The 23,656-nt window shown below is 70.5% G+C and carries 20 protein-coding genes, 1 tRNA gene and 1 pseudogene; 12 read left to right on the top strand and 10 right to left on the bottom strand.

Translation table 11 applies throughout. The annotated features are described in order from the left end of the window. Positions 1-42: 42 nt before the first annotated feature. Together ACWFRJ_RS21730 and ACWFRJ_RS21725 are read right to left on the bottom strand one after the other, a co-directional pair. Positions 43-2,664: an SUKH-4 family immunity protein gene (locus ACWFRJ_RS21730; protein WP_453533126.1), complete on the bottom strand. Its 2,622-nt coding sequence runs from the start codon at positions 2,662-2,664 to the stop codon at positions 43-45. Positions 2,665-2,671: 7 nt separating this feature from the next. Then, positions 2,672-3,658, bottom strand: a complete 987-nt coding sequence (locus ACWFRJ_RS21725; protein WP_453533123.1) for an HNH endonuclease — start codon at positions 3,656-3,658, stop codon at positions 2,672-2,674. Between the two features lie 248 nt (positions 3,659-3,906). Between ACWFRJ_RS21725 and ACWFRJ_RS21720 the strand changes: the two genes are divergently transcribed. Next, entirely contained in the window at positions 3,907-4,464 is a 558-nt protein-coding gene (locus tag ACWFRJ_RS21720) for a YwqJ-related putative deaminase (protein ID WP_453533121.1), read from the top strand. 58 nt (positions 4,465-4,522) lie between these two features. Then, positions 4,523-5,056, top strand: a complete 534-nt coding sequence (locus tag ACWFRJ_RS21715; RefSeq protein ID WP_453533119.1) for an SUKH-3 domain-containing protein — start codon at positions 4,523-4,525, stop codon at positions 5,054-5,056. 14 nt (positions 5,057-5,070) lie between these two features. Here the strand turns inward: ACWFRJ_RS21715 and ACWFRJ_RS21710 are convergent, their stop codons facing one another. Next, positions 5,071-6,408 carry a sensor histidine kinase gene (locus ACWFRJ_RS21710; protein WP_453533116.1) on the bottom strand — a complete coding sequence of 446 codons (1,338 nt, stop codon included), beginning with the start codon at positions 6,406-6,408 and terminating at the stop codon, positions 5,071-5,073. A gap of 220 nt (positions 6,409-6,628) precedes the next feature. On the opposite strand from ACWFRJ_RS21710, the gene ACWFRJ_RS21705 reads away from it, so the two are divergent. The 6 genes from ACWFRJ_RS21705 (at position 6,629) to ACWFRJ_RS21680 (ending at position 11,389) form a co-directional block, all read left to right on the top strand. After that, a tRNA-Gln gene (locus ACWFRJ_RS21705) sits at positions 6,629-6,700 on the top strand. A 117-nt stretch (positions 6,701-6,817) separates the two neighbouring features. Continuing rightward, positions 6,818-8,275, top strand: a complete 1,458-nt coding sequence (gene glmU / locus ACWFRJ_RS21700) for a bifunctional UDP-N-acetylglucosamine diphosphorylase/glucosamine-1-phosphate N-acetyltransferase GlmU (protein ID WP_453533113.1) — start codon at positions 6,818-6,820, stop codon at positions 8,273-8,275. A 135-nt stretch (positions 8,276-8,410) separates the two neighbouring features. After that, entirely contained in the window at positions 8,411-9,388 is a 978-nt protein-coding gene (locus tag ACWFRJ_RS21695) for a ribose-phosphate diphosphokinase (RefSeq protein ID WP_383281058.1), read from the top strand. A gap of 193 nt (positions 9,389-9,581) precedes the next feature. Further along, complete coding sequence (locus ACWFRJ_RS21690) at positions 9,582-10,172, top strand: 50S ribosomal protein L25/general stress protein Ctc (RefSeq protein WP_453533110.1); 591 nt, start codon at positions 9,582-9,584, stop codon at positions 10,170-10,172. 87 nt (positions 10,173-10,259) lie between these two features. Continuing rightward, positions 10,260-10,862, top strand: coding sequence for an aminoacyl-tRNA hydrolase (gene pth, locus ACWFRJ_RS21685; protein ID WP_389904718.1), 603 nt, complete (start codon positions 10,260-10,262; stop codon positions 10,860-10,862). Between the two features lie 41 nt (positions 10,863-10,903). Next, on the top strand, positions 10,904-11,389 hold the full coding sequence (locus ACWFRJ_RS21680; protein ID WP_453533108.1) for a hypothetical protein: 486 nt from the start codon (positions 10,904-10,906) through the stop codon (positions 11,387-11,389). A gap of 313 nt (positions 11,390-11,702) precedes the next feature. On the opposite strand, the gene ppc is transcribed toward ACWFRJ_RS21680, so the two are convergent. Beyond that, on the bottom strand, positions 11,703-14,435 hold the full coding sequence (ppc, locus tag ACWFRJ_RS21675) for a phosphoenolpyruvate carboxylase (RefSeq protein ID WP_453533105.1): 2,733 nt from the start codon (positions 14,433-14,435) through the stop codon (positions 11,703-11,705). A 289-nt stretch (positions 14,436-14,724) separates the two neighbouring features. Between ppc and ACWFRJ_RS21670 the strand changes: the two genes are divergently transcribed. After that, the gene (locus ACWFRJ_RS21670; protein WP_453533102.1) at positions 14,725-15,744 is read left to right on the top strand and encodes an acyl-CoA desaturase; all 1,020 of its coding nucleotides are present in this window, start codon (positions 14,725-14,727) and stop codon (positions 15,742-15,744) included. Further along, positions 15,741-16,427: a TetR/AcrR family transcriptional regulator gene (locus ACWFRJ_RS21665; RefSeq protein ID WP_383285354.1), complete on the top strand. Its 687-nt coding sequence runs from the start codon at positions 15,741-15,743 to the stop codon at positions 16,425-16,427. Before ACWFRJ_RS21670 ends, ACWFRJ_RS21665 begins: the two co-directional genes overlap by 4 nt. Positions 16,428-16,850: 423 nt before the next feature. On the opposite strand, the pseudogene ACWFRJ_RS21660 reads toward ACWFRJ_RS21665, so the two are convergent. Together ACWFRJ_RS21660 and ACWFRJ_RS21655 are read right to left on the bottom strand one after the other, a co-directional pair. Next, positions 16,851-17,204: pseudogene (locus ACWFRJ_RS21660) on the bottom strand (glyoxalase); the annotation flags it as partial. A 6-nt stretch (positions 17,205-17,210) separates the two neighbouring features. Then, entirely contained in the window at positions 17,211-18,062 is an 852-nt protein-coding gene (locus ACWFRJ_RS21655; RefSeq protein ID WP_453533099.1) for a trans-aconitate 2-methyltransferase, read from the bottom strand. Between the two features lie 158 nt (positions 18,063-18,220). Between ACWFRJ_RS21655 and tamR the strand changes: the two genes are divergently transcribed. Then, on the top strand, positions 18,221-18,718 hold the full coding sequence (gene tamR, locus ACWFRJ_RS21650; RefSeq protein WP_453533096.1) for a MarR family transcriptional regulator TamR: 498 nt from the start codon (positions 18,221-18,223) through the stop codon (positions 18,716-18,718). Here the strand turns inward: tamR and ACWFRJ_RS21645 are convergent. Further along, a complete protein-coding gene (locus tag ACWFRJ_RS21645) occupies positions 18,677-19,453 on the bottom strand; it encodes a LuxR C-terminal-related transcriptional regulator (protein WP_453533093.1) in 777 nt (258 codons plus the stop codon). The two genes, tamR and ACWFRJ_RS21645, sit on opposite strands and share 42 nt — an antisense overlap. 267 nt (positions 19,454-19,720) lie before the next feature. On the opposite strand from ACWFRJ_RS21645, the gene ACWFRJ_RS21640 reads away from it, so the two are divergent. Then, positions 19,721-20,176 (top strand): GNAT family N-acetyltransferase, encoded by a 456-nt coding sequence (locus tag ACWFRJ_RS21640; RefSeq protein ID WP_453533090.1) that lies wholly within the window; start codon positions 19,721-19,723, stop codon positions 20,174-20,176. A 96-nt stretch (positions 20,177-20,272) separates the two neighbouring features. Here the strand turns inward: ACWFRJ_RS21640 and galK are convergent, their stop codons facing one another. From galK to galT, 3 genes are read right to left on the bottom strand one after another with little or no spacing between them, the layout of a single operon-like run. Further along, the gene (gene galK, locus ACWFRJ_RS21635) at positions 20,273-21,433 is read right to left on the bottom strand and encodes a galactokinase (RefSeq protein ID WP_453533088.1); all 1,161 of its coding nucleotides are present in this window, start codon (positions 21,431-21,433) and stop codon (positions 20,273-20,275) included. A 24-nt stretch (positions 21,434-21,457) separates the two neighbouring features. Further along, a complete protein-coding gene (gene galE, locus ACWFRJ_RS21630; RefSeq protein ID WP_453533085.1) occupies positions 21,458-22,411 on the bottom strand; it encodes a UDP-glucose 4-epimerase GalE in 954 nt (317 codons plus the stop codon). Beyond that, positions 22,408-23,508 carry a galactose-1-phosphate uridylyltransferase gene (gene galT / locus ACWFRJ_RS21625; protein ID WP_453533082.1) on the bottom strand — a complete coding sequence of 367 codons (1,101 nt, stop codon included), beginning with the start codon at positions 23,506-23,508 and terminating at the stop codon, positions 22,408-22,410. The genes galE and galT overlap by 4 nt, the downstream gene beginning before the upstream one ends. Positions 23,509-23,656 lie beyond the last annotated feature (148 nt).

The following is a 23,656-nucleotide window of genomic DNA, read 5'->3' as shown; positions in this document are numbered from 1 at the left end:
GGCCGAGCGCCTCGCGATGCCTGCGTCACCCCGCGGGGCCGATCAGAGCAGGCCGTCCCACATCTGCTCGAGCAGCACCGACCACCAGCTCTCCGGCGACGCGAGCGCCGCCGGGTCGAGCGCGGCCAGCTGGCCCTGGAAGTCGACGGTCCAGCGACCCGCCTGCTCCTGGTTGAGCCCGAAGCGCAATCGCCACATACGGCCGAGCAGCGCAAGGCAGCGCGCGAACTCCGGCAGCCCCGTGTTCACGAACTGCGGCGGCACCGGAGCACCGCCGGGACCTGCCTCCACGGGCACGGCGACGATGTTCGCCGTGCCGTACTGGACGCAGATCGCACGGCCGAAGTCACTGCCCATGACGAGGTAGGAACCCGCGTCCGACGCCGCCTGCACCCCGCGCTCCTGCGCGGTCTCGGCGAGGGTCGGCACCGGGCGTCCCGGCTGGGCCTGCGCCCAGAAGAACGGCCCGAAGTCGACGGGCAGACCCGCCACGACGAGCGTGTGCGCCACGAGGTCGGGCACGCCCTGCCGGGAGACCGCCCGCTGGTCGAAGCGGAAGATGCCGGGCCCGAACGCGCCCGCCAGTTCCTGCGCCACGCCCTCCGGCGGGATCGGCGGCGCGGGCTGCACCTGCGGCAGCGGCGCGCGCACCGGAGCGGGGCGCGCCGGACCGTCCGCGACCTGGTGCAGCTCGCCCTGGTGCGCGATGAGCTGCTGCATGCCGCCCTGCCGGGACGCGTGGTCCTTGCCGTACGGGGCGATGCTCGTGATCCGCGCCTGCGGCCACGTCTCACGGATCATGCGGGCGCAGTACGCGCCGGGCAGCTCGCAGGACTCCAGCTCCGTGTGGAGTTCGAGCACCTGCTGCGGCGGCACCTTCATGCCGCGCAGCTCGTGCAGGATCTGCCACTCGGGGTGCGGGGTTCCGGGCGCCGAGCGGCGGATGAGCTGCTGCTCGGAGCCGTCCTGTGCGCGGTAGCGCAGGACGGCCTGGTAGCCGGGGCCGACGGTCGGCTGTCCGGTGGGCGGCTGCGGGTAGCCGTAGGGCTGTCCCGGAGCGGGCTGCCCCGGAGCGGGCGGCGGCATGCCCGGGGCGCCAGGACCCTGCGGCGCCATGGGCGCGCCGGGGCCGCCGACCGCGGGTCCGGCCAGCATGGTCGCGGCGTGGTGTACGCCGCCGCCGGCGGTACCAGGGGCGCCGGGCGGGCCGGGAGGCTGCGGGGCGCCGGGAGCACCGGGCGCGCCCGGCGGCTTGATGCCACCGGGGCCGCCCAGGCTCGGGTCGGCCAGCATCGTCGCCGCGTGGTGCACGCCGCCGGGAGGCGTACCCGGAGCACCGGGCGGGCCGGGAGGCTGGGGCGCGCCGGGAACACCGGGCGGACCGGGAGGCTTCGGGGCGCCGGGCGCGCCGGGAGTGCCCGGCGGCTTGATGACTCCGAGGCCGCCCAGGCTCGGGTCGGCCAGCATCGTCGCGGCGTGGTGGACACCGCCGCCGGGGGGCGGGGTGCCGGGAGGCTGCGGCGCGTCCGGAGCCGCGGGCGTCGGGACGTAACCCCCGGCCGGGGTGCCCGGAGCGCCGGGCCCCGACGGCGGAGGCGTACTCCCCGGACGCACACCGGGAGTCCCCGGGGCGCTGGGCGGCGGCGGTGTACCCGCACCGCCCCCACGGGCACCGCGCGGCGGCGACTGCGCCTTGCTGGTCGCGGCGTCGGCGATGTCGCTCGCGCCGGGGGGCACGGGGCGCTGAGGCTGGGCGGCGGGGCCGGGGCCGGGACCCTGCGGATAGCCGTACGCGGCCGGATCCGGGGCGCTCGCGCCGGGAGGCGGCGGCAGGTTCACCGCGGAACCGGCGGGCGGCGGGGGCAGGTTCGGCGCCGGAGCCGCCGGGGGCTGCGCGCCGGGTGCCTGCGGGTTCGAGCCGTCGTACGCGGGTGCCACCGTCGTCGACGGAAGGCCGCTGCCGCGCTGCATGAGCGCGGTCTTAGCCTCCGGCGCCACACCGGGCGGCGGGGTGTCGTCATCGTCGCCGCCGACCAGCGGCGGCGCGAACACCGTCGCGGGCGCCGGTACCGAACGGTCGTCGCCGTTGTCCGCGTTGGTGTCCGTACCGGCCCACGGGGTGGCCCCCACGGGCGCACTCGACGCCGCGGCCGCGGGCCACGGCGTACCGCCACCGGGCGCTTCGGGAGCGGCGGAGGCGGCGGGAGCCACGGGCGCCGCGGGAGCACCCGGCGCTGACGCGTCCGAAGAAGCCGCCCCCCGCGTCGGATCCGCCCTGCGATCCGGAATACCCAGCTTGTCCGCCGCCTCCTGGAGCCACTCGGGAGGGCTCAACAGGAACGACGTCTGATTCAGGTCGACCCGCTCCGGCGGGGCCGGAGCCGCATCCTCCGGCGCCACGTCCGGGGCGCCGTACTCCTCTTCGTACCGGCGGATCACCTCACCGACCGGCAGGCCGGGCCAGAGCGTGGCCTCACCGCTGTCCCGCGCGATGACGAGCCGCTGACGGCCGCCGTCGGACACCGGACCGTTCTCACGGTCCTCCGCCCACACGACGAAGCCGAGCTCGAACTCCCGCACCCGCACCTCGCGATGCTGGTAGCCGGGCACATCGGCGTTGATCCACTCCTCGGCGCGCTCCTGCGCCTGCGCGAAGGTCACCATCGACAAGTCACTCCCCCACCGGGACGGCGCGCGCGAAGCCGCCGTCCACCATCAGGTTCGCCACGGTCTCCAACTCCGGCGGGTTGCCCGCGAGCCGGGACAAGAACGCGTCGAAGTCGTCACCGCACGGAAGGAGCAGCCGCTGCACCCGCTCGGCGGGCGTCCAGGAGGCCGCTTCCGAGACGTCCCGTGCGTCGTCGTACGCGCAGAACCACACCGACCCGATCCGGTCGCCCTTGACCTTCACGGCGAGAATGCCGCCCTGCACGAACCCGACTCCCAGATAATCCTTGGTGAGATGGTCGCGCAGGCACTTGTTCACGTACACCAGGTCGTTGACCGCGGCCTCGTCCCGCACCGTGAAGAACGGCTGGTCGATCAGGAGACCGAGCTCCGCGTCGAGCGCCGTACCCACGGGCGCGCAGCCGCCCGCCGCCTTCAGGAAAGAACGGTAGGCGCCGGGCAGCCGATAGCCAAGCTCCTCCTCGGCGCCGAGGATCTCCTGCTCGGTCACCGCGACCGCCGACTTCGGCAGCGCGAGATGCGCGGGACGCGTCTCCTGGAGCGGGCGCGTGCCCCTCTTGTTCTGGTCGACCGGCGTCGTGGAGAGCCCGCCGTGATGCCGCAGCAGCGCCTTCACCTCCACCGGGACCAGCTCAAGGCGCCTGCCGCCGGGCACGTGGTGCCAGGTCCAGCCGTGCGGGGTCGCCACCGGCGGAATCGTGTCCCACAGGTCATGATCCGCCGAGGCCATCGCCGCGTTCGCGGAGACGTAGTCCGTCAGGCGCAGCTCGTCGACGCCGAAGCCCTCCGGGGGCTCGGCGATCTCGGCGGCCGCACGCGCGTAGGCCGAGAAGTCCGGATAGCCGTGCTCGTCCACGCGCACGCCTCTGGGATGGCGCGTGGCCCGGACCGGATCCGGAAAGTGCACGAGCTGCCCGGCGTAGGCCGCGTTCGGCGGCGCGGCTTGCTGCCCCAGCCGACCTGTCGTCATGGCGGTTGCCCCCTGCGGCACTGTTAATGGTTCTGCGGATGTCGACAGCCTATGCGCAAGGACGACACCGGTCACCGGGCCTCCAGTTCCATGACCAGCAGCCACCGGGCCGTCACCGTACGACGAAAACCAGGCGTGTCGCGGTCCCCAGCTTCCGCACCACCCGCCCCATTTGACAGGCTGTCCCCGCAACGCGGGGGCGTGGCACACGCGGTCACACCGCGAGTTGCGGGGAGGGAAGCACCACCATGCACACGGCTCAGACCGGTACGGACGGCCGCACGGCGTCCACGACGGCGCCCTCGGCGATCGCCGGGAACCCCGTCGACGCGGGGGATCCCCGGGTCGGCTGGAGCAGCGCGTCAGCGCACGCGCCCACGCTGCGCCAGCGCCGCGACGGCATACTTCCCACCGTCGCCGCCGCGCTCTCCGTACGCGGCGCGACGCTCACTTGTACCGCGGGGCGCGGCGAGGAACCGCCCGCTCTGCACCCACTCGTACAGGATTTCCTCGACACCCTCACAAGCGGCCAGCGCGAGCGCTTCACCGGGCGGTGCGCCGAAGCCATCCTCATCTCGCGCCACCTCACGGCCGCCGACGGCAGCCGCTCCAAACGCGCGGCACGAAAACCGATGACCAACGGCGAGGCCCGCAAAGCACTCAAACACGCCAAACTCACCACCCGCCGCATCCGCGAGGACGGCGACCCCCTGCACGGCGGCTTCGCCCGCCCCTGCCGCTCCTGCACCGCCCTCACAGCGCACTTCGGCGTACGGATCGTGGACCCCACGGCTCCGGAATCCTGATCCCCACCAAGTCACGAGCTGCGAACCCCGAACCGCGAACCGCTACGAGGGCCACCCCATGCACCCGGAACACACGGAACAGCGCACCGAGAACCCCGCACACCCCACCACGGCCGCGACACCCCGCTTCCCCGTCCCCATCGACGCCGCCCTGCGCGCCGCGGGCTGGCGCCCCGGACGCTGGGACATAAAGCAGGCGGAGATCTGGGCCGACGTCCTGCGCGGCCACACCTCACCGGCCGGCCACCAGCACGCCGTCTTCCCCGCCGCCGTCGAGGCGTGGGCCGAGTTCGGCGGACTGCACATCACCCCGCAGGGCCCCGGCCGCCACATAGCGCCCGCCACCGTCCACCTGGATCCCCTGTACGGCCTCCACCTGGCCCGCACCCTCGGCGACCTGGGCCGCGCCCTGGACACCGAGGTCTGCCCCATAGGAGAAGAGACCGAGACCCAGGCCCTCCTGGCGATCGACGCCGAAGGCCGCGTCTACAGCCTCGACCACAGCGGCGACTGGTACCTCGGCTCCCACATCGACGAGGCCCTCGCCACCCTGGCATCAGGCACACGGCCGGAACGCCTCAAGGCGGGCTGAGGGACTACCGGGCGCTAGGCCTCAGCGACGACGACAGCCGCGGGAAGGACCGCCGACACCCGGAAACCACCCGCGTCCGTCGGCCCCGAGACGAACACACCGCCCAGCGCGACGACACGTTCCTTCATGCCCACAAGACCGTTGCCCCCACTGGGCAACCGCGCGTCCCCGGGACCGGCCTCGGGCGGTGGCTCGTTCTCCACCTGCATCGCGATCTCCGCACCCCGGTGCGCGAGCCGGACGTACGTCTTGGCGCCCGCGGCGTGCTTGTGCACGTTGGTCAAAGCTTCCTGCACCACCCGGTACGCGGTCTGCTCCACGTCCGCCGCGTACTCACGGGACGCGCCCTCCACGGACAGCGCCACCGCCATCCCCGCCGCACGCGACTGCCCCACCAGCTCGTCGAGCTCCGCAAGACACGGCCCGTCCTCGTCCACGGCGCGCGAGGCGGCAGCCGCCGCGGCGAACCCCACGGCCGCCAGCGGCACCACGTCGGAGACCGAACCGTGCCGGCCACCCGCCGCGGGTCTGGACTCCCCGTTGCGCAGCACACCCAGCATCTCGCGCAGCTCCGTCAGCGCCTGGCGCCCCATGTCACCCACCAGAGCGGCGTTCTTGACGGCCTTCTCCGGATCCTTCCTCGCCACGGCCTGCAAGGCCGCCGCGTGCACGACCATCAGACTCACCCGGTGCGCGACGACGTCATGCATCTCCCGCGCGATCCGGGTCCGCTCCTCATTACGCGCCCACTCGGCACGCTCCTCGGCCCGCTCCGCGAGCAGCTGCAACTCGCGCTCCAGGCTGTCGGCACGCTCCCTGAGACTCTCCATGAGCCGCCGCCGGGCCCCCACGTAAAGGCCGAGCAGGATCGGCGGCGCGGTGAGCCCGATGGAGGTGGTGATCGCGACGAACGGTATGAACCCCTCCGCGAACCCCAGATCCCCGCTCTCCATGTCCTGCCGGGTGCGCACCAGCGTGACGATGAGCGTCCCGAGCAGCGACATACCGGCGAGCGACCCGATGATCCGCCGGGGCAACTCGGACGCGGCCAGCGTGTACAGCCCCACGATGGTCAGGAAGATCCCCATCTGGGCGGGCGTGATCGCGATCGCGATCAACACCACGGCGATCGGCCACCGGCGCCGCAGCACGAGCGAAAGCCCGGCGAGCACCCCGAACCCCACACCCACCGCCGTGGGAATCCCCGTATCCCCCGCGAACGCGATCCCCTCGGCCCCGCACTCCACCGCAGAGGCCAGCGCGAGCCCCACATCAAGGACGGCACTACGCCGCCGCTCCCACCACCACGGGCCGGTCACGGCCGTGGTGCGCTTCTCCCCCGTCGTGGTCATACCATCCAGCCTACGGGCGACAAGCCCTCCTTTTCCGGCGAGTTTCCGGCTCAGTGATCGAACGCACGCGCTGTTCGACCGGAAGCGAAACCTCCTGGTATCCGGTCGAGTCCCGCGACAAAGCGTTGATCTCCGCCGTCGCACGGAAGGGGCTTGGTACGGCATAGTGTTGGATGCCGAAACGGCGACCTGGCTAAATGTCTGATTCAGGTCGCTTCAATCCCCCGTGGTGTAATTGGCAGCACTGTGGCTTTTGGTGCCATCTGTCCGGGTTCAAGTCCTGGCGGGGGAGCTTCGTTCGTGCGGGTCCTGACCACAAGGTCAGGACCCGCACTCATTTCCGCCCCGCAACCCCCCGGTATCCTGCGGATGTCCACTCCCCGCACATCCGAAGCCGAAGGGCACCCCCGTGAGCGCCAACAGCCCGGCAGCCGTCGTCGTCCTCGCAGCGGGTGAGGGCACCCGCATGAAGTCGGCCACCCCCAAGGTCCTGCATGAGATCTGTGGGCGTTCCCTCATCGGGCATGTGCTCGAAGCCGCGTACGCGCTGGCTCCGGAGCGGCTCGTCACCGTTGTCGGCTTCGCGCGCGAGAAGGTCGTCGCGCATCTCGGGACCATCGCCCCGGACGTGCACACCGCTTACCAGAGCGAGCAGAAGGGCACCGGGCACGCCGTCCGCATCGGCCTCGACGAGCTCGGCGGCGCCGTCGACGGGACCGTCATCGTCGTCTGTGGCGACACCCCGCTGCTGACCGGCGCGACCCTGCAGAAGCTGGCCGCCACGCACACCGAGGACGGCAACGCCGTGACGGTCCTCACCGCCGAGGTCCCGGACGCGACCGGCTACGGCCGCATCGTGCGGGACGGCGAGAGCGGCGCGGTGACCGGCATCGTCGAGCACAAGGACGCCACCGAGGTACAGCGCGCGATCCGTGAGATCAACTCCGGCGTTTTCGCGTTCGACGGGCAGCTGCTCGCGAAGGCCCTCGGCAAGGTGCGTACGGACAACAGTCAGGGCGAGGAGTACCTGACCGATGTTCTGGGGATCCTGCGTGAGGCGGGGCACCGGGTGGGGGCTGCCGTCACCCGTGACCACGAGGAGATCGCGGGGATCAACAACCGCGTACAACTGGCCCAGGCCCGCCGTACCTTGAACGACCGCCTGCTGACCGAGGCCATGCTGGCGGGTGTCACGGTCGTGGATCCGGCGTCGACGTGGATCGACGCGACGGTGACGTACGAGCAGGACGCGCTCGTGCACCCGGGGACGCAGCTCCAGGGCGTCACGCACCTCGGTGAGGGTTCCGAGGTCGGGCCCAACTCCCGCCTGAAGAACACCAGGGTCGGCGCGGGGGCGCGCGTGGACAACACGGTCGCGTACGACTCCGAGGTCGGGGAGCAGGCGAGCGTGGGTCCGTACGCGTATCTGCGGCCGGGTACCCGGCTCGGCGTGAAGGCCAAGGCGGGTACGTACGTGGAGATGAAGAACGCGACGATCGGCGAGGGTTCGAAGGTCCCGCACCTTTCGTACGTGGGTGACGCGACGATCGGTGATTTCACCAACATCGGTGCTGCCAGCGTCTTTGTGAACTACGACGGTGAGGCCAAGCACCACACGACGGTGGGGTCGCACTGCAAGACCGGTTCGGACAACATGTTTGTGGCTCCTGTCACTGTCGGGGACGGCGCTTACACGGCGGCGGGTTCGGTCATCACGAAGGATGTTCCGGCCGGTTCGCTGGCTGTGGCCCGTGGCCAGCAACGGAATATCGAGGGTTGGGTGGCGCGCAAGCGTCCGGGGAGCCCGGCGGCGAGGGCTGCTGAGGCGGCATCCGGGGAGTCCAGGATTTCGGATGGCGGAAGCTGACCGGAAACAGGTGCGTCGGACACGGCGTACCGTGATAGATGCACACCATTTCGGCCGGCTCAGCGCATCGGACTGCAATTTTCCGGAGCGTGCGGGGACGGCAGCGGGAAGAACTCGTCTGAGGAGACTAGTGCTGTGACCGGGATCAAGACGACCGGCGAGAAGAAGTTGATGCTCTTCTCCGGCCGCGCCCACCCCGAGTTGGCCGAGGAGGTCGCACACAGGCTGGGTGTCGGCATCGTGCCGACGAAGGCTTTCGATTTCGCCAACGGCGAGATCTATGTGCGGTACCAGGAGTCGGCTCGTGGCGCGGACTGCTTCTTGATCCAGAGCCACACGGCTCCGATCAACAAGTGGATCATGGAGCAGTTGATCATGATCGACGCGCTGAAGCGCGCGTCGGCCCGCTCCATCACCGTGATCGTGCCGTTCTACGGCTACGCGCGCCAGGACAAGAAGCACCGCGGCCGTGAGCCGATCTCGGCCCGTATGGTCGCCGACCTGATGAAGACCGCGGGCGCGCACCGCATCCTCACGGTCGACCTGCACACGGACCAGATCCAGGGCTTCTTCGACGGTCCGGTCGACCACCTCTTCGCGCTGCCGATCCTCGCGGACTACGTGGGCGCGAAGGTCGACCGTTCGAAGCTGACCGTGGTCTCCCCCGACGCGGGCCGCGTCCGCGTCGCCGACCGCTGGTGCGACCGTCTCGGCGCTCCGCTTGCCATCGTGCACAAGCGCCGTGACAAGGACGTCGCCAATCAGGTCACCGTCCACGAGGTCGTGGGTGAGGTGAAGGGCCGCGTCTGCGTCCTGGTCGACGACATGATCGACACGGGTGGCACGATCTGCGCCGCCGCCGACGCGCTGTTCGCGCACGGTGCGGAGGACGTCATCGTGACGGCGACGCACGGTGTCCTTTCCGGCCCGGCCGCGGACCGTCTGAAGAACTCCAAGGTGAGCGAGTTCGTGTTCACGGACACGCTGCCCGACCCGGGCGACCTTGAGCTCGACAAGATCACGGTGCTCTCGATCGCGCCGACCATCGCGAACGCGGTGCGTGAGGTCTTCGAGGACGGTTCGGTCACGAGCCTCTTCGACGAGCAGGCCTAGTCCCCTGCGGGCTTACTGAAGATCGATTTCTGGGGCGGCCTCCCCGCCGGGTAGACTCACGGAGTTGCTCGGCGAGGGAGGCCGTACTCATTGCAGTACGGCGGTCCGTTATCGACGCGCTCTTCGTAGCAGGCCAGTAAGTCGTGGCCGGGTGACCGACTCTGTTTCGTCACCGCTCATACGAGGAGTGCACATGCCCGAGGTGAAGATCACCGCCGAGGTCCGCAGCGAGTTCGGCAAGGGTGCCGCCCGCCGTCTGCGTCGCGCCGACAAGCTGCCCGCCGTCGTCTACGGCCACGGCGCGGACCCGATCCACATCGCCCTGCCGCACCACGGCACCCTGATGGCGCTCAAGACCGCGAACGTCCTGATCAACCTGGACATCGACGGCAAGAGCCAGCTGGTCATCCCCAAGGCCGTCCAGCGTGACGCCGTGCGTACCGGCATCCTCGAGCACGTCGACCTCCTCCTCGTCCGCAAGGGCGAGAAGGTCAGCGTCGACATCTACGTCCACACCGAGGGCGAGCTCGCCCCGGGCGGCAACCTGCTCGAGCACGTGCTCAACGCGCTGCCCGTCGAGGCCGAGGCCACGCACATCCCGGAGTCGGTCACCGTCTCCATCGCCGGTCTCGAGGCCGGTGCGACCATCCTCGCCAAGGACATCCCGCTGCCCGCCGGCACCACGCTGAACGTCGAGGACGACGTCGTCGTTCTCCAGGTTCTGGCCGCGCAGGCCGAGGAGGCCGAGGCCACCGAGGGTGACGCCGACGCCACCGAGGCCTGAGCCTCGATCGCGATCGACTGAGCTCGGCTCTCCCAACCGCCGCCCCGCGCTTCCTGCGCGGGGCGGCGGTTGGGCTATGAAGGAGACATGCAGATGACGACGGACCCCAGCGCGCCCTGGCTGATCGTGGGTCTGGGCAATCCAGGTCCTGGGTACGCCATGAACCGGCACAACGTGGGCTTCATGGTGGCCGATCTCCTCGCGGAGCGGATCGGCGGCTCGTTCAAGCGGAGCGGGCGTACGCAGGCGCAGGTGCTCGAGGGCCGGATCGGTCCCGCGGGTCCGGCGAGCCGCCGTGTCGTCCTGGCGAAGCCGATGTCGTACATGAACGTGTCGGGCGGTCCCGTGACGGCGCTGCGCGACTTCTACAAGGTGCCGACGGCGAACATCGTCGCGGTCCACGACGAGCTGGACATCGATCACGGCACGCTGCGGCTGAAGCTGGGCGGCGGCGACAACGGCCACAACGGTCTGAAGTCGATGACGAAGGCGATGGGCCCGGACTACCACCGGGTGCGGTTCGGGATCGGGCGTCCGCCGGGTCGGATGCAGGTGGCGGACTTCGTCCTGAAGGACTTCTCGTCGGCGGAGCGCAAGGAGCTCGGCTACTTCGTGGACCGGGCGGCGGATGCGGCCGAGGCGCTGGTGATCGAGGGGTTGGAGCGGGCGCAGAGCGCGTACAACTCCTGAGCTGTTGACTCGGCGCAGTGCCATGGCCAAGGATCGCCGCCATGAACGCGCTGCTTCTCGTACGCCGGACGGCGATGGGCGGGCTCGCCGCGCTGCTGCTTGCCGCGGGCGTCTGGGCGTCCTGGGGCACGGCGCGGCACGTGATGCTCTCGGATGAGCGTGAGCGGGGCACGATGCGGGTTTCGCGCTGCTCGTCGGATGAGTGCGTCGGGCCGTACGTTCCCTCGTCCGCGTCCTCCGGCTCCGGCTCCGGCTCCGGCTCTGAGGCGCGCGAGCGGGTCGTGATCGACCGCTCGATCGGGGAGAGGAAGGGGGTGCGGATTCCGGTGGTCGTGAAGCCGGGTACCTCCGAGGTGGTCCGCACGGGCGGGCCCGGGTTCCTCCACGCGTGGCTGCCGCTCGGCGGGGCGCTGCTGCTGGCCTCGGTGGTGGTCGCGGGCGGCCTGCGCCTGCCCCGCACGGCGTGGACCCTGGCCCTGGCAGGCGGCGCACTCCTGACGGGGGCTTTCGCGACGCTGGTGTTCTGAGTCCGGCCCACGCGGGGTGGGCCCTGGCAGGCGGCGCTCCTGACGGGGGTTTTCGCCACGCTGGCGTTCTGACTTCGGCCACAGACGAGCCCGCCGCTTCACGGCGGATCTTTCCCCGCCCACCCACCCATGACCCCGGGTAATCGGGTGGGTGGGTGGGAGACATCCGTCGCGAAGCGGCGGCACAAATGGCGCCCGCCAACCTCGACGGGACCGGCAGCGCCCCGCCGGGCTCTGAGGGGCGGGAGGCGCCCCTCAGAGCCCGGCGGAACCAGGGGCGCCCCTCAAAGCAAGGCGCCTCCGCCAGCGAAAATCAGCCAGTGTTCCGCAGCCCCGCTGCCACCCCGTTGACCGTGAGGAGGAGCGCGCGGCCCAGCAAGGGGTCCGCCTCCTCGCCCGCCGCAGCCGCGTCCCGCTGACGCTTCAGGAGGGCGACCTGGAGGTAGGAGATCGGGTCCAGGTAGGCGTCCCGGATGCCGAACGTCTGCTGGAGCTCCGGGTGGGAGTCGAGCAGTCGCTCGCCGCCGGTGATGCGAAGGACCTCCTGCAGCGTCAGCGCGTGCTCCGCCTCGATCACGTCGAAGACGTGCTTCAGCTCGTCGGGGACGAGCGTGTCCACGTAATGGCGGGCGATCCGCAGGTCCGTCTTGGCCAGCGTCATCTCGACGTTCGAGATGAAGTTCCGGAAGAAGTGCCAGTGCTCCTGCATCTCGCCGAGCACGGTGTCCAGACCGGCCTCACGCAGCGCCTTGAGGCCTGAGCCGACGCCGAACCAGCCCGGCACGATCTGCCGCGACTGCGTCCAGCCGAAGACCCACGGGATGGCGCGCAGGCCGTCGAGCGAGACGCCCGAGCCGGGGCGGCGCGATGGCCGGGAGCCGAGGTGCAGGTCGGCGAGCTGGTCGACCGGCGTCGACGCGAGGAAGTACGTCGGCAGGTCCGGGTCCTCGACCAGCTTGCGGTACGCGGAGTGCGCGGCGTCCGAGACGACGTCCATCGCCGCGTCCCAGCGGGCGAGCGCCTCGTCCGACTGACGGGGAGCCGTGTGCAGGGCCGAGGCCTGCAACGTGGCCGCGACCGTCAGCTCCAGGTTCTCGCGGGCCAGCGAGGGCACGAGGTACTTGTCGGAGATGACCTCGCCCTGCTCGGTCACCTTGATCTCGCCCTCGAGGGTGCCCCAGGGCTGAGCCAGGATCGCGTCGTGCGAGGGGCCGCCGCCGCGGCCGACCGTGCCGCCACGGCCGTGGAAAAGGCGCAGCCGGACCCCGTAACGGTGCGCGACGTCACGCAGCCTGCGCTGCGCGCGGTGGATCTCCCACTGCGAGGTGGTGATGCCGCCGAACTTGGAGGAGTCCGAGTAGCCGAGCATGACCTCCTGGACGTCACCGCGGAGCGCGACCAGCTTGCGGTACGAGGGGTCGGCGAGCATCTCGTCGAGGATGACGTCGGCGGCGCGCAGCTCGTCGGTCGTCTCCAGGAGCGGCACGATGCCGATCTTCGCCCAGCCCGCGTGCAGGTCGATGAGCCCGGCCTCGCGTGCGAGGACGGACGCCGCGAAGACGTCGTCGGCGCCCTGGCACATGGAGATGATGTAGGACTCGATGACCTCGGGCCCGAAGACCTGAAGGGCCTTCTTGATCGTGAGGAAGACGCCGAGGGTCTTCTCCCCGGCGGCGTCGAGCGGGGCCGGGGACGGGCCGAGCGGCCTGCGCGAGCGCAGTTCCTTGGCGAGCAGCTTCTGCCGGTACTCGCGCGGCATGTCCACGTAACGCCAGGACTCCTCGCCCAGGCGGTCGAAGAGCTGGCCGAGCGCGTGGTGGTGGGCGTCGGCGTGTTCCCGTACGTCCATGGTGGCGAGCTGCAGACCGAACGCGGCGAGCGTACGGATCGTGCGGTTCATCCGGCCGTCGGCGAACAGGCCGCCCTTGTGCGCGCGCAGCGAGGTCTGGACGAGGGTGAGGTCGTGCAGGAGTTCGCCGGTGCCGAGGTAGTCGCGCCCGTCCTCGTGGGCGGTGCCGCGGGCCAGGCGCTCCTTGGTGTTCTCCAGCTTCTGCCGGATGCAGGTGGCCTTGAGGCGGTAGGGCTCTTCGGAGTTCAGCCGCTTGTAGCGGGGGCTGATCTCGGGCAGCCGCTCCAGGTCGAGCTGGAGGGAGGCCTTGAGCTCCTCGGTGGCTCCGGTGTAGCGGATGGAGTTGGAGAGGAAGCCGCGCAGCTCGTCGACGAGGGCGACGGCGTCGTTGATGCCGTGCTCGTGCTGGAGGATCAGGACGTCCCAGGTGACGGCGGGCGTCACGTTCGGGTTGCCGTCGCGGTCGCCGCCGATCCAGGTGCCGAAGGTGAGCGGCCGGGTGCCTTCGGGCAGCACGACGCCGACCCGCTCGAGTTCGGCGGTGAGGTCTTCGAGTACGTCCCCGACGGCGCCGGCGTGCAGCTCGTCCAGGTAGTAGATGGCGTTGCGTGCCTCGTCCGCGGGTTCCGGACGGACCACGCGCAGCTCGTCGGTCTGCCACACCAGGTCGATGCTCTCGGCGAGGCGGGTGTCGTGGCGGCGCCGGTCGGACTCGATGACCGGGGTTTCCAGGAGCTCGGCGATGCGGCGCAGCTTGTTGAGGACGGAGCGCCGTGCGGCCTCGGTGGGGTGCGCGGTGAAGACGGGGCGCACGTTGAGGTGCTCCACGGTCTGGCGCAGGTGCTCGGGGTCGGCGTCCTTGAGCCGGTCCGCCGTACGGGCGAGGAGTCCGCCCTCGGCGGCGCGCCGGGCGCGCAGCTCGCGACCGCGGTGGACCTGCTCGGTCACGTTGGCCAGGTGGAAGTACGTGGAGAAGGCGCGGACCAGCTTGGCCGCGGTCTCCAGTTCGGTGCCACCGAGCAGGCGGGCTGCGGCCTCGCCGTCCTCGCGGGTCAGGCTGCGGACCTTCTCGACCAGTTCGAGGAGCTCCGAGCCCTCCTGACGTACGAGGGTCTCGCCGAGCAGGTCGCCGAGGCGGCGGATGTCGGCGCGCAGCTCGGTGCTGGCTTGGGTGGTCTGGTCGTCGGCACTGCTCACAGGTGCGGCTCCTTGCAGTGTTGAAGCACGTCAGGTCTGGGAGGGGGTCCCCGGCCGGATAGGAATCCGCGTTCCGGGGGAAAGAGAGAGCGGACCGCGCTGTCCGACCGTTTCCAAGGATAGGTGTCACATCGCGGCACGGACTCGCGGCCTCTTGCCGCCAGGTTCCGCGCTGCCATACTTACGACGCCGTAAGTTACGGGACCGTAGATTACGCGGAACCCGTGATCGTGCGCCCGCCGCACTCGCGTCGTGACCCTCAACCCTCGACCCCACAGGGGACGTGCCCATGCCGACATCTTCCGATGCGTATTCCGACACCGATGTGATCGAAGACGCTTCGCGATCGACGACCGACGCCTCGCCGGCGTCCTCTCTCGCGTCCACGTCCGCGACGCTCGGCGGTGAGCAGAAACGGTCCGTCGAGCAGATGGCGCTGCTCCTGTTCATCATCGTCCCGTTCGTCGCCCTCCTTGCGGCGGTGCCGCTGGTCTGGGGCTGGGGGGTGAGCTGGCTGGACCTTGGCCTGCTGGTGTTCATGTACTACCTGGGCTGCCACGGCATCACGATCGGTTTCCACCGGTACTTCACGCACGGCTCCTTCAAGGCGAAGCGTCCGTTGCGGATCGCGCTCGCCGTGGCGGGGTCGATGGCGGTGGAGGGTCCCCTTGTGCGCTGGGTGGCGGATCACCGCAAGCACCACAAGTTCTCCGACGCGGAGGGCGACCCGCATTCGCCGTGGCGCTTCGGCGAGACGGTCCCGGCCCTGATGAAGGGCCTGTGGTGGGCGCACATCGGCTGGATGTTCGACGAGGAGCAGACGTCGCAGGAGAAGTACGCGCCGGATCTGATCAAGGACCCGGCGATCCGTCTCATCTCGCGCCAGTTCCTCCTGTGGACGATCCTGTCGCTGGCGATCCCGCCGCTGGTCGGCGGCCTTGTGACGATGTCGTGGTGGGGCGCTTTCACGGCGTTCTTCTGGGGCTCGCTCGTCCGGGTCGCTCTGCTCCACCACGTCACCTGGTCGATCAACTCGATCTGCCACGCGGTGGGCAAGCGCCCCTTCAAGTCGCGTGACCGCTCCGGCAACGTGTGGTGGCTGGCCGTCCTGTCCTGCGGCGAGTCCTGGCACAACCTCCACCACGCCGATCCGACGTCGGCGCGGCACGGTGTGCTGAAGGGGCAGGTCGACTCGTCGGCGCGGATCATCCGCTGGTGCGAGCAACTGGGCTGGGCGACGGATGTGCGGTGGCCGTCACAGTCGCGGATCGACGCCCGCCGGAAACAGAAGACCGTCGGCGCGGCATGATTGACGACGTGGCGACCGACTCCAGCAATTCCAGCCCCTCCAGCAAAGAGAAGCAGCCCCGGCGTGCGCGCCGGACCCGGATGACGGGTGCCGAGCGCCGGGAGCAGTTGCTGGACATCGGCCGCACTCTCTTCGCCGCCAAGGGCTTCGAGGGCACGTCGGTGGAGGAGATCGCGGCGAAGGCCGGCGTCTCCAAGCCCGTCGTGTACGAGCACTTCGGCGGCAAGGAGGGGTTGTACGCGGTGGTGGTGGACCGCGAGATGCGGGCACTGCTCGACGGCGTTACGGGGGCGCTGACGGCGGGGCATCCGCGCGAGCTGCTCGAACAGGCGGCGTTCGCTCTCCTCGACTACATCGAGACGTACACGGACGGCTTCCGCATCCTGGTCCGCGATTCGCCGGTGGCCCAGTCGACAGGCACGTTCGCTTCGTTGATCTCGGACATCGCGACGCAGGTGGAGGACATCCTGGGCCAGGAGTTCAAGACCCGCGGCTTCGACCAGAAACTGGCCCCGCTGTACGCGCAGGCGCTGGTCGGCATGGTGGCCCTGACGGGCCAGTGGTGGCTGGACGCACGCAAGCCTAAGAAGGCGGAGGTGGCGGCGCATCTGGTGAATCTGGCGTGGCACGGGCTGGACGGTCTGGAGCCGAAGCCGCGGCTGATAGGGCACCGTAAGAGCTGACGCCCGCCTGGGTACGGGTGGCACGGGCTCCCGGGCTCGCACCGTGCGGTGCCCACTGTGGCGCGGGGCTGTGGGCGCACCCGGCGGTGCCCTCGCCTCGCGGGCGCGGCTTTGGATGGGCGCCCTGCGGTGCCTGCGCCTCGCTGCGCGGAGCTTTGGGCGGGCGCCTTTCTGCGCTCCGCCCTTCAAGCCCGCCGCTTCGCGGCGGATTTTTACCCGCCCACCCACCCATGACCCCGGGTAATCGGGTGGGTGGGTGGGAGACATCCGCCGCGAAGCGGCGGTTCAGTGCGAGGGCTGAGGCGGCGGCAAGGGCCGCGACACCGGCCCGGTCTCCCGCCCAGGCTGCGACGCAGACTCCGGCCCCGGCTCCGGCTCCGGCTCCCGCGGGAAATCCGGTTCCGGCTCCAGCAGTGGCTCCCGCTCCAAGAACTCCAGCCGGTTGCCCACCGGGTCGTCCGCGTAGAAGCGCCGGTGTCCCGGCAGGGCGTAGTCCCAGGTGATGGGCACACCCCGCGAAGAGAAACGCTCCGCGTACGCGGAGATGCCCCGCACCCGCAGCCCCGGATGCGCCTTCCGCGCGGGGCGGAAGTCCGCCTCGATGCCGAGATGCAGCCGCACCGCCCCCGCCGAGAACCAGCACCCGCCCCGCGCGGCAAGGACCCCCGGCTTGGGCACCTCCGTCATGCCGAGCACCCCGCAGTAGAACGCCCGCAGCAGCCCCTCGCTCCCCGGCGGAGCCGCCAGCTGGACGTGGTCGATGGATGTCAGGGGCATGAGAGGTCAGCCCTTTCGCCGTGCCACCGCGAACACCCTGCGGAAGGGGAAGACCGTGCCGCCCGCCCCCACCGGGTACGCCTTGCGAAGCAGCTCCCGGTACTCGGAGAGGAACCCCTCCCTCGCCTCCGCGTCATCGGCGAGCGCCGAGAGGACCGGACGAAGGCCCGTCCCCTTCACCCAGTCCAGGACGGGGTCATCCCCCTCAAGGAGGTGCAGGTACGTCGTCTCCCACGCGTCCACCTCGCCGCACCCCAGCGAGACGAGCCGCTCCAGATAGGCCGTCGGCGAGAGCACCGCGTCCGCGTGGCGCAGCCGCCCGCCGAGCCTGTCCCGCCACCGCGGCGACTCGCTCAGCTCCCGCATCAGGACGTGGCTCGGGGCGTCGAAGTTGCCGGGGACCTGGAGGGCGAACGTCCCGCCGGGGGCCAGCGCCGCCACCCAGGCAGGAAAGGAGTCCGCGTGGTCAGGCACCCACTGGAGCGTCGCGTTGGACAGGATCAGGTCGTACGTCCCCTCGGGCGGCACCCAGTTCGACGCGTCCGCCGCGTCGAAGTCCAGGCGGCCACCGCCGGACGTGGGGCCCGCGAGCCGTTCGGCCCGCTCCAGCATCTGCGGGGAGTTGTCGAAGCCGGTGACGTGCGCCGTGGGCCAGCGTTCGGCGAGGAGGCGGGTGACGTTGCCGGGGCCGCAGCCCAGGTCGGCGATGCGGGGCGCACGGCCGTCGGCGACAGGGAGTTCGGGGATGCGGGCCAGCAGGTCGACGAAGGGGCGGGCCCGGTGACCGGAGTGACGCAGGTACTGACCCGGATCCCAAGTGGGCGCAGAGCTGGGGCTGGGACTGGGGGCGGCGGACATGGGTGGGCCTCCTCTGGACACGGACCTCGTGCCTAAGCTTCGTACCGGCGTCATGTCGCCTTCGTACGGGCGCCACGGACGTCGTATCGCCATCCTCGACCCCGAAGTATCTTGACGTCAAGAGACTTCATGTCGACAGATCCCCTACACTGATCGCCATGGAGGACGAGGTCGATCGGCTGGTGGCAGCATGGCGCCGAGAGCGCCCTGACCTCGACGTGGAACCACTCGAGGTGCTCAGCCGTGTCAGCAGGCTCGCGCGGCATCTCGACAGGGCTCGTCGGCTCGCGTTCTCCGAGCACAATCTGGAGCCGTGGGAGTTCGACGTACTGACGTCGCTGCGGCGCGCGGGCGCGCCCTATCAGCTCTCCCCCGGACAGCTCCTGACCCAGACCCTGGTGACGTCGGGCACGATGACCAACCGCATCGACAGGCTCGCGAAGAAGGGCCTCGTCGAGCGCCTTCCCGACCCCAGCGACCGGCGGGGCGTGCTCGTGCGCCTTACCGGTGAAGGGCAGGACCGCGCCGACCAGGCCCTCGCCGGACTCCTCAAGCAGGAGCGGGCGATCCTCGCCGAACTCTCGCGCGGACAGCGCGGCGAACTCGCCGCGCTGCTACGCCAGCTGACCGCCCCGTTCGACAACATCCCCGGCTAGGTCGACAGGACCCACCCCGGCCCTGCGCGCAAGGGCGACGGCCGCGAGCGTGGAGTGGACGCCCAGCTTCCCCAGCACGTTCTGCATGTGCGTACGCACCGTGTGCGGGGAGAGGAACAGCCTTTCCGCCACCGCCTTGCGGCCGAGCCCGGCCACCATGCAGCGAAGCACCTCGCGCTCGCGCGGAGTCAGGGACTCCACCAGGCGCTCGGATTCCGTGCGGTGCTTGCGGGCCGCCGTCAGCTCGCGCAGGACGCCGGTGAGCAGCGCGGGCGGCAGATGGGTCTCCTCCCGCAGCACCCCCCGGATGACCGTAAGGAGCCGGGAAAGCGAGCAGTCCTTGGCGACCCAGCCCGACGCGCCCGCCTGGAGCGCGAGGGCGGCCCGGCGCGGGTCGTCCTTCTCGGCGAGCACGACCGTACGGACCATCGGCTGGCCGGAGCGGACTCCGGCCACGAGCGAGATGCCGTCGACCAGACCGTCCGCGTTGCCCTCCTGCACCGAAGGCGCGGGCCGGACGCCCTGCATGGCGTTCGCGGACGCGCCGAGATCGGCGTCGACGAGCAGCACGTCATACCTGCGCCCCTCGGCTATGGCCCGCTCAAGGCAGCGCAGTGCGGCGGGGCCGCTGCCCGCCGCGGACACGTCGACGTCGGGCTCCGCCGCCAGTGCCGCTGCGAGCGACTCGGCGAAGATGCGATGGTCGTCGACGACCAGGACTCGGATACGAACCACTGAAAAACCCCCTCCCCCAGGCTCTCCGCAGAGAGCAGGGGATACCCCGACGTCGGAGGACGTACGGTGCGGGTACGACACCTGGAACGGGGATCGCCGCAGCCGCTCGGCCGCCGCCGAGCTGTGACTGCTACCCCCATCGCCGGGCGTCGTACCCGACTGTCTCGCCCCCTGATCAGTACCGGCCCCCACCGGCACTGCCACTCAGAGTAGGGCCGGACGGCAGGAGCGGAAGGTAATTTACAGAACTGACTGGCCAGCGCGTTTATGGTGAGCCGTATGTTTCGTATTGAGACAGGAGTCGACAAAGATCGGTCCGCTCTGCTCCTTGCCCGGCTCCAGGAAGCGAACAACGCCGCGTCACCCGTGATCCGCGCCCTGCGCGGCACCCCGCAGGACCGTGAAGTCCCGCTGGCCGTATGGCTGATGGAACGTAACGAAGGCCTGGTCGGCGGCCTCGCGGGACACACCTGGGGCCGCTGGCTCCACGTGAACCACCTCTGGGTCAGCGAGAACCACCAGGGAGCCGGACTCGGCGCCCAGCTGCTCGCCGAGGCGGAGCGCATCGCGCGGGAGGAGCGGGACTGTCTCAACTCCCGCGTGGAGACATGGGACTTCCAGGCTCCGGGGTTCTACCGCGGTCAGGGGTACGACGTGGTGTCGGTGATCCCGGATTACCCGCAAGGGGCGAAAGAGTTCACCCTGACGAAGAGATTGGCCTGATGCGACGCGGTCACGAGGGGCCCGGCGCGGATCCCGTATACGGTTCGCGCCGGTCCCAGCCCGCTTCAGTCACCGGGGAGTTGGTGAACAACCCCGTCACGCCAGGCGGCGCGCCCCCGCCGAAGGCACCGCCGGGAACACCCGCGGGGTCGTGTGGCCCGAGGAGGTGAACGCCTCCAGGATCGACTTCGTCACCGGCTCCGCGTCCACCTCTTCCACGAGGACGACGGCCGAGCCGCCGAAGCCGCCCCCGGTCATCCGGGATCCGATCGCCCCGGCCGCGTTCGCGGATGACACCACCAGGTCCAACTCGTCGCAGGAGATGCGCAGATCGTCCCGCAGCGAGACGTGCCCCTCGGTCAGGACGGGGCCGATCGCCCGTACGTCGCCCGCGTCGAGCAGGCCGATGACCTGCTCCACCCGGTGATCGTCCGACACGACGTGGCGCACGTAGCGACTGATCTTCTCGTCCGCATCCGTCAGCTTCTCCAGGGCGGCGGTGAGTTCCGCGTACGGAACGTCCCGCAGGTGGGAGACGCCCAGGATCCGCGCCCCCTCCTCGCATCCGGCGCGCCGCTCGGCGTACGCCCCGTCGCCCAGCTCGTGCTTGACCCGGGTGTCGACGACGAGGAGCTGAAGCCCGTGCGCGGCGAGGTCGAAGGGGACCTGCCGTGTCGTCAGGTCGCGGCAGTCCAGGTGCAGGGCGTGGCCTTCCGTGGCGCACGCGGATGCCATCTGGTCCATCACGCCGCACGGCACACCGACGAAGGCGTTCTCGGCGCGCTGGGCGATGACCGCCAACCTCGGTGCGTCGAGGCCGAGTTCGTACAGGTCGTTCAGGGCGAGTGCCGTGACGACCTCCAAGGCGGCCGATGAGGAGAGGCCCGCCCCCGTCGGCACGGTCGAGGCCAGGTGGATGTCGGCGCCCCCGAGGACCGCGTGGCCCGCGTCCCGCAGCGCCCACACCACGCCCGCCGGGTAGGCGGCCCAGCCGCCCTGACCGTACTTCGACAGAGGTGTCAGCTCGTCGACGCGCAGTTCGGCGACCGGTGCGTCGATGTCCGCCGAGTGGAGCCGCAGGACGCCGTCGGTGCGGCGCGCCACGGCCGCCACCGCGGTGTGCGGCAGCGCGAGCGGCATCACGAAGCCCTCGTTGAAGTCCGTGTACTCGCCTATGAGGTTGACCCGGCCCGGCGCCGACCAGACCCCGTCCGGCTCATACCCGTACAGCTCGGCGAACTGCCCCACTACGTCCATCAGTTCTTCCCCTTCAACCCCTGCTCAGCGCTGGGCGAACGCCCATGCGTCGGCGACGATGCCCGCGAGGTCCGCGCGGGTCGGATTCCAGCCGAGCCGTTCCCGCGCGGTGGCCGCGGACGCGACGAGGACCGCCGGGTCGCCGCCGCGGCGCGGGGCCATGACCTCGGGGATCGGGTGTCCGGTGACCTGGCGGACGGTTTCGATGACCTCGCGCACGGAGAAGCCGTTGCCGTTGCCGAGGTTGCAGATCAGGTGTTCTCCGGAGGTGGCCGCCTCGACCGCGAGGAGGTGCGCCTGCGCGAGGTCCGCGACGTGGATGTAGTCGCGGACGCAGGTGCCGTCCGGGGTCGGGTAGTCGTCGCCGAAGACGGAGATGGCCTCACGCTTGCCCTGCGCGACCTGGAGGACGAGGGGGATCAGGTGCGACTCGGGGTCGTGCCGCTCGCCCTGCTCGCCGTACGCGCCCGCCACGTTGAAGTAGCGAAGGGACACTGCACCGAGTCCGTGGGCGGTGGCCTCGCCGGTGATCATGTGGTCGACGGCCAGCTTGGACGCGCCGTAGGGAGACGTCGGAGCGGTCGGGTCCGTCTCGGTGATGGGGGTGCTGACCGGCTCGCCGTATGTCGCCGCAGTGGAGGAGAACACCAGCTTGCGCACGTCCGCGTCGCGCATCGCGGCGAGCAGCGCCATCGTGCCGCCGACGTTGTTGTCCCAGTACTTCTCGGGCTTCACGACGGACTCGCCGACCTGCGAGAAGGCGGCGAAGTGCAACACGGCGTCGTAGGAGGAGTCCAGCCACTTGGCGGCATCGCGGATGTCGCCCTCGATGAACTTCGCACCGGCCGGGACGCCTTCGCGGAATCCGGTGGAGAGGTTGTCGAGGACGGTCACCTCGTGCCCGGCCTCGATCAGATGTTGGGCCACCACGCTTCCCACATAGCCCGCCCCGCCGGTGACCAGGTACTTACCGCTCATGAACTCGCTACCTCTCGCAGTCGCTGGGCCGCGGCTTCCGGCGGCACGTCGTTGATGAACACGCTCATGCCGGATTCGGAACCCGCGAGGAACTTCAGCTTGCCCGAAGTGCGGCGAATGGTGAAAAGCTCGAGGTGGAGCGCGAAGTCGTCCCTATTGACCCCTTCGTGCTCATCCAGCGGGCCGAAGGGCGCCTGGTGCCACGCCGCGATGTACGGAGTGAGCGCCTCCCTCTTGGTCCCGCCCTTGGTCCCGCCCTCGGTCCCGCCTTCACCCTCGCCGAAGATCCGGTCGAAGCGCCTCAACAGTTCCAGATAGACCTTGGGGAATTCTGTGCGTGCCGCTTCGTCGAGCCCGAGCAGGTCCGCGACGCGGCGCTTGGGGTAGAGGTGCACCTCGTAGGGCCAGTGCGCGGCGTACGGGACGAACGCCACCCAGTGCTCGCCCTCCAGGACCACGCGCTCGCCGGCCGTCTCGTCGGCCACGACGTCGTCGAAGAGGTTGCGGCCCGTCGACTCCTTGTGCGCGGCGAGCGACCTCAGCATCAGGGACGTACGCGGGGTGACGAAGGGGTAGGCGTAGATCTGGCCGTGCGGGTGGCCCAGGGTCACGCCGATCTCGGCGCCGCGGTTCTCGAAGCAGAACACCTGCTGTACGGAGGGCAGGTGCGAGAGCTCGGCGGTCCTGTCCGTCCACGCCTCCAGGACGAGTCCGGCCTGTTCCTCGGTGAGGTCGGCGAAGGACGAGTCGTGGTCGGAGGTGAAGCAGACGACCTCGCACCGTCCGGCGTCCCCGGCGAGCGAGGGGAAGCGGTTCTCGAAGACCGCCACGTCGTACGAGGAGTCGGGGACCTCGCTCAGGCGCTCGCCGTCGGACGGGCAGAGCGGGCACTCGTCGGCCGGCGGGTGGTAGGTGCGGCCCTGGCGGTGCGAGGCGATGGCCACCGCGTCGCCGAGCAGCGGGTCCCTGCGGATCTCCGATGTGGTGGAGATGGGGTCCAGGGGCCTCTTGTCGACGGCGCCGCGCACGGCGTCGTCACGCGAGTCGTAGTAGATGAGCTCACGACCGTCTGCGAGACGGGTCGAGGTCTTCTTCACGTCCGGGGCTCCTCACCAACACCCACACCCAACATAACCGAACATAACAAATCACAAGGCAACAGCATCGTCAATGCCGAGCGCGACACCTCGCGCGGCACCTGACTGGAACCGGTCCGATCACAATCAAACAAAGAACACCAAAAGA

Source organism: Streptomyces sp. NPDC055239 (genome assembly GCF_053606205.1).
This window is presented reverse-complemented; position numbering and strand designations above follow the sequence as displayed.

Excerpts from the sequence above, each read along its gene's own strand:
- ACWFRJ_RS21680 (WP_453533108.1), top strand. The coding sequence starts at position 10,904 with ATGAACGCGCTGCTTCTCGTACGCCGGACGGCGATGGGCGGGCTCGCC.
- ACWFRJ_RS21715 (WP_453533119.1), top strand. The coding sequence starts at position 4,523 with ATGCACCCGGAACACACGGAACAGCGCACCGAGAACCCCGCACACCCC.
- pth (WP_389904718.1), top strand. The coding sequence starts at position 10,260 with ATGCAGATGACGACGGACCCCAGCGCGCCCTGGCTGATCGTGGGTCTG.
- ACWFRJ_RS21690 (WP_453533110.1), top strand. The coding sequence starts at position 9,582 with ATGCCCGAGGTGAAGATCACCGCCGAGGTCCGCAGCGAGTTCGGCAAG.
- ACWFRJ_RS21720 (WP_453533121.1), top strand. The coding sequence starts at position 3,907 with ATGCACACGGCTCAGACCGGTACGGACGGCCGCACGGCGTCCACGACG.
- ACWFRJ_RS21730 (WP_453533126.1), bottom strand. The coding sequence starts at position 2,664 with ATGGTGACCTTCGCGCAGGCGCAGGAGCGCGCCGAGGAGTGGATCAAC.
- ACWFRJ_RS21710 (WP_453533116.1), bottom strand. The coding sequence starts at position 6,408 with ATGACCACGACGGGGGAGAAGCGCACCACGGCCGTGACCGGCCCGTGG.
- ACWFRJ_RS21670 (WP_453533102.1), top strand. The coding sequence starts at position 14,725 with ATGCCGACATCTTCCGATGCGTATTCCGACACCGATGTGATCGAAGAC.
- galE (WP_453533085.1), bottom strand. The coding sequence starts at position 22,411 with ATGAGCGGTAAGTACCTGGTCACCGGCGGGGCGGGCTATGTGGGAAGC.
- ACWFRJ_RS21725 (WP_453533123.1), bottom strand. The coding sequence starts at position 3,658 with ATGACGACAGGTCGGCTGGGGCAGCAAGCCGCGCCGCCGAACGCGGCC.
- ACWFRJ_RS21665 (WP_383285354.1), top strand. The coding sequence starts at position 15,741 with ATGATTGACGACGTGGCGACCGACTCCAGCAATTCCAGCCCCTCCAGC.
- galK (WP_453533088.1), bottom strand. The coding sequence starts at position 21,433 with ATGGACGTAGTGGGGCAGTTCGCCGAGCTGTACGGGTATGAGCCGGAC.
- tamR (WP_453533096.1), top strand. The coding sequence starts at position 18,221 with ATGGAGGACGAGGTCGATCGGCTGGTGGCAGCATGGCGCCGAGAGCGC.
- ACWFRJ_RS21655 (WP_453533099.1), bottom strand. The coding sequence starts at position 18,062 with ATGTCCGCCGCCCCCAGTCCCAGCCCCAGCTCTGCGCCCACTTGGGAT.
- ACWFRJ_RS21640 (WP_453533090.1), top strand. The coding sequence starts at position 19,721 with ATGGTGAGCCGTATGTTTCGTATTGAGACAGGAGTCGACAAAGATCGG.